General features: G+C 72.4%; 7 protein-coding genes and 1 pseudogene. 3 read left to right on the top strand and 5 right to left on the bottom strand.

All coding sequences use genetic code 11. The features are described from left to right. Positions 1 to 111 precede the first annotated feature (111 nt). From ABZS66_RS55780 to ABZS66_RS55795, 4 genes and pseudogenes are all read right to left on the bottom strand, one after another. Positions 112 to 783: an endonuclease/exonuclease/phosphatase family protein gene (locus ABZS66_RS55780; RefSeq protein ID WP_354772142.1), complete on the bottom strand. Its 672-nt coding sequence runs from the start codon at positions 781 to 783 to the stop codon at positions 112 to 114. Between the two features lie 4 nt (positions 784 to 787). After that, positions 788 to 1,732, bottom strand: coding sequence for an ROK family glucokinase (locus ABZS66_RS55785; RefSeq protein ID WP_354772144.1), 945 nt, complete (start codon positions 1,730 to 1,732; stop codon positions 788 to 790). Between the two features lie 139 nt (positions 1,733 to 1,871). Next, positions 1,872 to 2,111: pseudogene (locus tag ABZS66_RS55790) on the bottom strand (hypothetical protein); the annotation flags it as partial. After that, positions 2,108 to 2,554: an SRPBCC family protein gene (locus ABZS66_RS55795; protein ID WP_354772146.1), complete on the bottom strand. Its 447-nt coding sequence runs from the start codon at positions 2,552 to 2,554 to the stop codon at positions 2,108 to 2,110. The pseudogene ABZS66_RS55790 and the gene ABZS66_RS55795, both read right to left, overlap by 4 nt. Before the next feature lie 124 nt (positions 2,555 to 2,678). Between ABZS66_RS55795 and ABZS66_RS55800 the strand changes: the two genes are divergently transcribed. The 3 genes from ABZS66_RS55800 to ABZS66_RS55810 all read left to right on the top strand — a co-directional run bounded on the left by ABZS66_RS55800 (position 2,679) and on the right by ABZS66_RS55810 (position 6,820). Beyond that, on the top strand, positions 2,679 to 4,472 hold the full coding sequence (locus ABZS66_RS55800) for a long-chain fatty acid--CoA ligase (RefSeq protein WP_354772148.1): 1,794 nt from the start codon (positions 2,679 to 2,681) through the stop codon (positions 4,470 to 4,472). Between the two features lie 95 nt (positions 4,473 to 4,567). After that, positions 4,568 to 6,118: a GAF domain-containing protein gene (locus ABZS66_RS55805; RefSeq protein ID WP_354772162.1), complete on the top strand. Its 1,551-nt coding sequence runs from the start codon at positions 4,568 to 4,570 to the stop codon at positions 6,116 to 6,118. A gap of 33 nt (positions 6,119 to 6,151) precedes the next feature. After that, a complete protein-coding gene (locus tag ABZS66_RS55810; RefSeq protein WP_190257838.1) occupies positions 6,152 to 6,820 on the top strand; it encodes a response regulator transcription factor in 669 nt (222 codons plus the stop codon). 257 nt (positions 6,821 to 7,077) lie between these two features. Here ABZS66_RS55810 and ABZS66_RS55815 read toward each other — a convergent pair whose 3' ends face one another. Then, positions 7,078 to 8,199, bottom strand: a complete 1,122-nt coding sequence (locus ABZS66_RS55815; protein ID WP_354772150.1) for a glycosyltransferase family 4 protein — start codon at positions 8,197 to 8,199, stop codon at positions 7,078 to 7,080. Positions 8,200 to 8,815: the final 616 nt, after the last annotated feature.

The raw sequence follows: 8,815 nt of genomic DNA on the forward strand, positions 1-8,815 counted from the left end.
GCCCGCCGCTCAGCCCGCGCCCGCCGCTCAGCCCGCGCCCGCCGCTCAGCCCGCGTGGTCCGTCGGGCCCGAGCTGAGCGATTCGTGCACCGCTGCCAACGACGTGACGGGCTAGTCGAACTCCAGGTCGACGACGACCGGGAAGTGGTCGCTCGCGGCTCGGGCCTCCGGGGTGTCCACCACGTCGTACTGCAGGACCGTCATCCGCGGGTCGGCGAAGACCGCGTCCAGGCGCTCCCGCGGGCCCGCGCAGGGGAACGTGTGGCGCTCGTCGGCACCCGCGGCGTCGGTCAGGCCGTCGGCGATCATGCGCCAGGCGGCGCCGCCGGAGTTCTCGTTCAGGTCGCCGCCGAACAGCAGCGGCTCGGGGACCTCGTCCATGTGCTGCTTGAGCAGCTCCGCCTGGGACGGGCGCTCGGTCGCGTCCGTCGACAGGTGGGAGCCGACCGCCACGAACGTCGAGCGGCCGACGCGGCAGCGGACGAAGGCCGCGCCGCGCATGTGGCGGCCGGGGGTCAGCGGGTACTGGACGTTCCAGCTCTCGACCGCCCGCACCCGCAGGTTGGTGAGGATCAGGTTGCCCAGCGCCGGGAGCCCTCCCCCGCCGACCACCAGCTCGAAGTCGCGGGCCAGGTCGGCCGACTTCTGCCGCCACCGGAACCGGCGCGGCGCCTCCTGGAGGATCGCCACGTCGGGCGCGACCCCACGGACCACCGCGGCCAGCGACCGGCGGTCGTCCTTCAGGCTGTGGACGTTGTAGGAGAGCACCCGGAGCTTGGTCATCGCGTCACACCCGGGCCAGGTCCGCCGCTCCGACGACACCCGCCAGGTTGCCCATGAGCGCTGGGCGGACCTCGGCGACGGGCAGCCGCCCGCGCTGGGCCAGCTGCTCCTCGTAGCTGGCCCGGGCCGGCTTCATCAGCAGGTCGCCGGCCTCGATCACGCCGCCGCCGACCACGATCACCTGCGGGTCGAAGAGCTGCACGAGGTCGGCGAAGGCGACCCCCAGCCAGCGGCCGGCCTGCTCGAACGCGGCGATCGCGACCGGGTCGCCGCTGCGGGCCGCCTGGGTGATCGCCGGGCCGTCGATCCGGTCGACCTCGCCGCCGGCCAGCGCGAGCAGCTGCTCGGCCGCCTCCGGGCGCTCGCGGGCGTCGGCCCGGGCGAACCGGACCAGGGCCCGGCCGCTGGTGTACTGCTCCAGGCAGCCGTGCCGGCCGCAGCCGCACGGGTGGCCGCCGGGCACCATCATCGTGTGGCCCAGCTCGCCGGCGATGCCGTTGGCGCCGCGGATCAGGTTGCCGCCGATGATGATCCCGCCGCCGATGCCGGTGCCGACCGTGATCAGCACCATCGAGTCGTCGGCGTCGTGCGCGGCGCCGAACCGGAACTCGGCCCACGCCGCCGCGTTGCCGTCGTTCTCCACGACCGCCGGGAGCCCGACGGCCGCGGTGATCTTGTCCCGCAGCGGCTCGTTGCGCCAGGCCAGGTTGGGCGCGAACTGCACGATCGAGCGGGTCGCGTCGATCCAGCCGGCAGCGCCGATGCCGACCGCGTCGACCGGGTGCGCGGCGGACAGCTCCCTGATCACCTCGATGATCCGGTCCGCGGTCTGGCCGGGGTCCTGGGCCGGCGTGTCCCGCCGCGTCTGCGCGAGCACGTCGCCGGCCGAGTCGACGACACCGCCGAGCACCTTGGTTCCGCCGATGTCGACGCCGATGGTCAGCCCCACTGTGGGTGTTTCCTCTCGTTCAGCTTTCCGAGGTGGCCGATCGCCAGACGTCGTCGTCTTCGTCGGAAGTTTCGGCTTTGGCGGTACCGCCGGATCCCCCGGTAGATCCTCCAGCAGATCCCCCGCCGGATCCCCCGGGCGACCCGAAGGAGCGCAGCACCCCGGCCAGCCCGACCGCGATGTCCCCGACGCCGGTCGCGAGGCGCTCGGCGAAGTCCGGGTCGGGGTCGCGGGCGGCGGCGATCGCCTTGCAGACGGGGCAGACGCAGCACTCGGCGGAGCCGGTCGCGAAGCCGGCGGTGCTGTTGGCGGCCATGGACAGCGCGGCGAGCGCGGTCGCCACCAGCCGCTCGGCCTCCTCGCGCGGGTCCCGGTTCATGCTCCGGCCTCCACGCGGCGCTTGAGCTCCTTGAGTGCCGTGTCCATGATCATCTTCTCGGCCTTGCGCTTGAACATGCCGAGCATGCCGATCGCCAGCTCGACGGCGAGTGAGTAGGTGACGGTGGAGGTGCCGTCGGGGTTGGCCCCGATGTCGTACGAGCCGTTCTGCTGCTTCTGCATCTTCGAGGGCGCCACCAGGCTCCATTCGATGCGGCTGAGATCCTCGGCGTACTCGTACTTCAAGGTGTACTCATCAGTGACGGGGCCGGAGTCGAGCACGAAGCGGACCTGGCTCGCATACCCGTCCTCGTACTCCTCGACCACCTCGATCGACTTCACCGCGCCCACCCATTCCGGGTAGCGATCGAAGTCGGCGATGACCGCGGCGACCCGCTCCGGGGGCGCGTCAATGACGATCGACTGCGTCGAAGTGTCGGCCATGCGTGGCAGGCTACCTCTGCCCGCGCCGTGACGGAGCGTCGGCTCGCCGCCCATCGACGTGGCGGGACGGGGCTCAGGTAGGTTTCCTGTACGGGCTACACAGATGTGAAATGAGGAGCCGGACGTGCGCGAGTTCTCCGTTCCCGCCGCGGTGACCGTCGCCGAGACTGCCACGCTGACCGACCCGGTCTGGGACAACGCGGCAGCGGCGCCCGACGCGGTGCAGTTCCAGCGCCGGGTCGGCGCCGAGTGGCAGGACGTCACCTGCGCCGAGTTCCTCGACCAGGTCATCGCCCTGGCCCGGGGACTGCTGGCCGCCGGCATCGAGCCGGGCGAGCGGGTGGCCCTGATGAGCAAGACCCGCTACGAGTGGACCCTGATCGACTACGCGATCTGGGCGTGCGGCGCGGTGACCGTGCCGATCTACGAGACGTCCAGCCCCGAGCAGGTCGCCTGGATCCTGGAGGACTCGGGCGCGGTCGCCTGCTTCGTCGAGTCCGACGCGCACCGCGACACCGTGAGCCAGGTCCGCGACCGGGCGCCGGGGCTCGCCCACGTGTGGCAGATCGACGGCGCCCGCGGCGCGATCGAGGAGCTGGGCGCGGACGGGGCGGCGGTCGCCCGCGAGGACGTCGACCGGCGCCGCACCGCCACGAAGGCGGACGATCTCGCGACGATCATCTACACCAGTGGTACCACTGGACGCCCCAAAGGCTGCATGATCACCCACCGCAACATGCTCAGCGACATCGTCAACGCGATCCCGGAGCTCCGGTCGCTGTTCAACGAGGGCGCCCGCACGCTGCTCTTCCTCCCGCTGGCACACTCCTTCGCGCGGCTCATCCAGATCGGCGTGGTGCAGGCCCGGGCCACCATGGGCCACACCGCCGACACCAAGAACCTGGCCGAGGTGCTCAAAAGCTTCCAGCCGACATTTGTACTGTCGGTGCCGCGCGTGTTCGAGAAGGTCTACAACACCGCCAAGCAGCGCGCGCACGCCGACGGCAAGGGCGCGATCTTCGACCGGGCCGAGCGGGTCGCGATCGCCTACAGCCAGGCCGACGGCCGCCCCGGGCTGGCCCTGAAGCTCCAGCACACGCTGTTCGACCGGCTCGTCTACAGCAAGCTGCGGGCCGCCCTCGGCGGGCGGTGCGAGCGCGCGATCTCCGGCGGCGCCCCGCTCGGCGAGCGGCTCGCGCACTTCTTCCGCGGCATCGGCGTGACGATCTACGAGGGGTATGGGCTGACCGAGACCTCCCCGGCCACCAACGCCAACCGGGACACCGGCGAGCGCGTCGGCACCGTCGGCCGGCCGCTGCCGGGCGTCACGATCCGCATCGACGACGACGGTGAGATCCTGGTCCAGGGCGACATCGTCTTCAAGGGGTATTGGAACAACCCGGCCGCGACGAGCGAGGCGATCGACGACGACGGCTGGTTCCACACCGGCGACCTGGGCGAGCTCGACGACGACGGCTACCTGCGGATCACCGGCCGGAAGAAGGAGATCATCGTGACCGCGGGCGGCAAGAACGTCGCCCCCGCCGTCCTGGAGGACCGGGTCCGCGCCCACGCGCTGATCAGCCAGTGCATGGTCATCGGCGACCGGCAGCCGTTCATCGCCGCGCTGGTCACCATCGACCCCGACGCCCTGCCGGCCTGGCTGAAGGCCAACGGCAAGCCCGAGACGGCGACCGCCGCCGACCTGGCCGACGACGCCGAGCTGCGGGCCGAGGTCCAGAAGGCGGTCGACGAGGCCAACCAGGCGGTGTCGAAGGCGGAGGCGATCAAGGTCTTCCGGATTCTGCCCCGCGACTTCACGGAAGCGACCGGGGAGCTCACTCCGTCGTTGAAGGTGAAGCGGAATGTCGTGATGAAGGAGTACGCGGGCGACATCACCGCCATCTACGAACGCTGACCCTCGTGCCCCCCACACGAAAGGGATCGCTCTTGACCGACGTGCCGGTGCTGGGCGAGCGCCCGCGAAGCGCTGTGATCGCCGTCCGTGTCCTGATGCTCGCGCTGGTCGCGACGCTGCTGCTGATCGACGAGGTGCGGGCCGCGGAGCTGCTCTGGCTCGCCCTGCTGTTCGCGGCGGCGGCGATCGCCACGGTGGCGCCGCCCGGCCACCGGGTCGCGCAGCTCGGGCGGATGGCCGAGGTGCTGATCACCGCATTCGCGGCATCGACGCTCGACGGTGACGCGGGATCGATCCTGGTGTACCTCCCGGTGCCGATCATCGGGGCCGCGTTCGCGGACGGCCGGCGGATCGCCTGGCTGTTCCTGGGCACGGCGGCGGCCCTGCTCGCCGTCGGCGGCGCTGTGGACGGCGTGCTCGACGAGCGCTCCTACCTGGTGCCGGCCGTCCAGTGGCTGGTCATCGCCGGGATCGGCGCCTTCCAGACCGGGATCTTCCAGCGGGTGCTGCTGGCCCGGCGGCCCGACGACACGCCCCAGCCGTATGCGGAGGCGACCCGCCTGCTGACCCAGCTGCGCAGCGTCGCCCGGCAGCTGCCCGGCGCCACGCTCGACCCGGGCGGCCTGGCCGAGCACCTGCTCGACGAGGTGCGGGCCACGGTGCCGGCGGTGCGCGGGGCGGTGCTGTCCAGCAGCGGCGGCGGCCGGCTGGTCGTCCTGGCCCAGGCCGGCGTCGAGCGGTTCGACTGGGAGACCGCGCTCGACACCGAGAGCGCCGTCGCCGACGCCTGGGCGGGCCAGCAGCCGGTGACCTCGGGCCGCTCGCAGGCCCGGTCGGTGACCGGCAGCCGGAACATCTCGTCCCTGGTCGTGCCGCTGGTCGCCGGCGTGCGCACGATCGGGCTCATCGTGCTGGAGAGCGACTCCTCCGGCGCGTATCCGCCGGCGCTCGTCTCCCGCGTCACCGCGATCACCGGCCCGGCCGCGCTGCGCCTCGAGGCGGCGCTGCTCTTCGACGAGGTCCGCTCGCTGGCCACGACCGAGGAGCGGCAGCGGCTGGCCCGGGAGATCCACGACGGCGTGGCCCAGGAGCTGGTCATGGTCGGGTACGGCATCGACAACGCGCTCGCCGCCCTGCCCGACTCGTCCACCACCGAGGAGGAGCTGCGGGTCCTGCGGGCCGAGGTCACCCGCGTGATCACCGAGCTGCGGCTCTCGCTGTTCGAGCTGCGCAGCGAGGTCGACCGCTATGGGGGATTGACGGCCGCGATCGCCGACTACGCGCGTACGGTGGGGGCCTCGGCGGGCCTGCGTGTCCACCTTTCACTCGACGAAAGCACGGCCCGACTGCCCGCCGCGGTTGAGGCAGAACTGCTGCGCATCGCCCAGGAAGCCATCACCAACGCGCGGAAACACGCCGGTGCTGAGAATCTTTGGGTAACGTGCGCGGTCGATCCACCGTTCGCACAGGTAGAAATCTCCGACGACGGCAGCGGCATCGGCGAAAACCGCCCGGATGGGCGCTATGGTCTTGCGATCATGGCCGAGAGGGCGGAACGTATCCGGGGCCGGTTGGAGATCACGCCACGTGTGCCGAATGGGACCACAGTGGCGGTTGTGCTCGGAACCGCACCGCGTGCGCGGTAGCGTGAAGGCACCCAGAGGGAGAGAGCACCGGGAATGTCGACTACCGCGACGCCGACGACTCGCACGAAAGTGCTGCTCGTCGACGACCACGATCTGATCCGCCGAGGACTGCGCCACGCGTTCGAGCGCGACCGCCAGTTCGAGGTCGTCGGCGAGGCCGCCACCGCGGCCGAGGCGATCCGCCAGGCCGGCGCCCTCCAGCCCGACGTCGTGATCATGGACCTCCGCCTGCCCGACGGCAGCGGCCTGGAGGCGACCCGTGCCCTGCGCAAGACCAGCAGCAACATGGGCATCGTGGTCCTGACCATGTATGCGGGGGACGACCAGCTCTTCGGCGCCCTGGAGGCCGGCGCCTCCGCGTTCGTGCCGAAGACGGCCCCCGCCGACGAGGTGGTGGCCGCGGCCCGCCACGCGGCGTCGGCCCCGAGCGCGTTCACCGCGGCCGACCTGGCCGAGGCGATGAAGCGCCGCCTGGCCCCGAGCGGCCCGCAGCTGTCCCCGCGCGAGGGCCAGGTCCTGCGCCTGCTGGCCGACGGCATGAGCGTGGCCGGCATCGCGAAGCAGCTCTTCGTCTCCGAGTCGACGGCGAAGACCCACATCTCGAAGCTGTACGAGAAGCTGGGCGCAGCCAACCGCGCCCAGGCCCTGATGACCGCGCTCCGCCTGGGCCTCCTGGAGGCCCCGGACGCCCCGAAGTTCTAGCCCAGTTCGTTTCGTTCCGCCTGATCGCGCCGTGCCCCCACGGCGCGATCGTCGTTTTTCGCATTGACCTGCGCTGATCGCAGGCACCCCCCAGGAATGGCCCCGGCGGTGGCCATTGCTCCCTGGCCGTCCGGCACATTGCGTCACGACCGGCCGCAACCACTCGTCGTCATCCGAAACGGCGGCGCGCCACTACCCGGCGCCGCCGGGCGACCCTTTCGGCCGTCCCATTCCGGCTTTCCCCAGCCTGCTCCGCGTCAGCCGGCGAGCAGGGTACGAAGCCGTTCGGCCTGCGTTTCCCAGCGCCACTCCGACTCGACCCAGGCCCGCCCGGCGGCACCCATGCGGGAGGCCAGGAACGGGTCGGTGAGCAGGTTCGTGAGCCGCTCGGCGACGGCGTGGACGTCCCGCCCGTCGACGACGAACCCGGTCTCCCCCTCACGCACCGCATCGGGCGCACCGCCGGAGTCCCCGGCGACGACGGGCAGCCCGGTGGCGGAGGCCTCCAGGTAGACGATCCCGAGCCCCTCGACGTCGAGCCCACGCCGCCGGGTCCGGCAGGGCATGGCAAAGACGTCCCCGGCCGCGTAGTGCGCGGGCAGTTCGGCCCACGAGACGGACCCGGTGAACACCACGTACCGCTCCAGCCCGGCGTCCCGCACGATCCGCTCGAGCCGCGCCCGGTCCGGCCCCCCACTGACGATCAGCAGCGCGGCCTCGGGCACCGTCCGATGGACCCGCTTGAGCGCCCGGATGAGCACGTCCTGCCCCTTGCGCGGCACCAGCCGCGACACGCAGACGATCACGGGAACGTCGGTGAGCCCGTACCTGGCCCGCACCACGCTCCCGTCGACCCCCGGCGAGTAGGCGTCGACGTCGACTCCGGGCGCCAGCCGCTCGAGCGAGGTCACCCCGTCAAGGACCCGGGCGAGCCGCACCCGGGTGTACTCCCCCAGGTACGTCACGACGTCGGCCCCCCGCCCGATGCGCCGCAGCAGCCCACGGGCCCCGGGCAGCGCCGCCCACCCGACCTCGTGCCCGTGCGTGAGCGCCACGACCCGCCGAACCCCGGCCCGCCGCCGCAGCCCGTCGGCCAGCAGCCCGAGCGGCGCCGCGGCCCCGAACATCACGGTGTCGCAGTCGTGCGCCCGAGCCAGCTCGGCCGCCCGCCGCGCCACCCGAGCGGTCGGCAGCAGCATCCCGGTCCGGTCCCGCACCACTTCGAAGGGTTGCTCAGCGTCGAACTTCTCCGCCCCTTTCCAGGTGGAGGCGTACACGACGACCTCACCGTGCGGCTGCCGCACAGCAAGGTTGTGCACGAACTGCTGAATCCCCCCGGGCCGAGGCGGAAAGTCGTTGGTGACAAGCAACGTCCTCATAACTCAGCGCGCCCCACCATCCGCCGCGGCCGGAACTTTCCCGGCATCCCCATCGCACGCGAGGCCTGAAGGGCACGCGATTCCCCGCCCCGCAGGCCATCCCCACGACAAGCCGACCCCCCGACGCGCCAGGCCCCCGCCCACGCCCGCGATGGCCGCCGCGCACGCCACGCCCCCATCACGCAAGGAATGCCCACCACGCACCATCTTCGCGTAGTGGCCGGCGCCCGGCCCGCCCGTAACGTTCCCACCTCGCGGAGCGCCCCCGGGTCGCGCGATCCCACCGCACCCGGCGCTCCCAGCACACACGAGACCCCCACCACGGGAAGCGACCGCACCACTCGGAGCACCTCGACCTCGCACGAGCCCACCGCACTCGGCGCTCCCGACACGCACGAGACCCTCACCGCGGGGAGCGATCGCACCGCTCGGAGCGCCTCGACCTCGCACGAGCCCACCGCACTCGGCGTTCCCTGCATGCGCGAGAGCCCCACCGCACAGAGCGCCCTTGCCTCGCGCGAAACCCTCAGCGCGGGGCGAGGCCGCCGCGCGAGACAGGGACGCCGCGCGAGACAGGGACGCCGCGCGAGACAGGGACGCCGCGCGAGACAGGGAC

Source organism: Dactylosporangium sp. NPDC005572 (assembly GCF_040605515.1).
In the GTDB taxonomy this organism is placed as follows: Bacteria; Actinomycetota; Actinomycetes; order Mycobacteriales; family Micromonosporaceae; genus Dactylosporangium.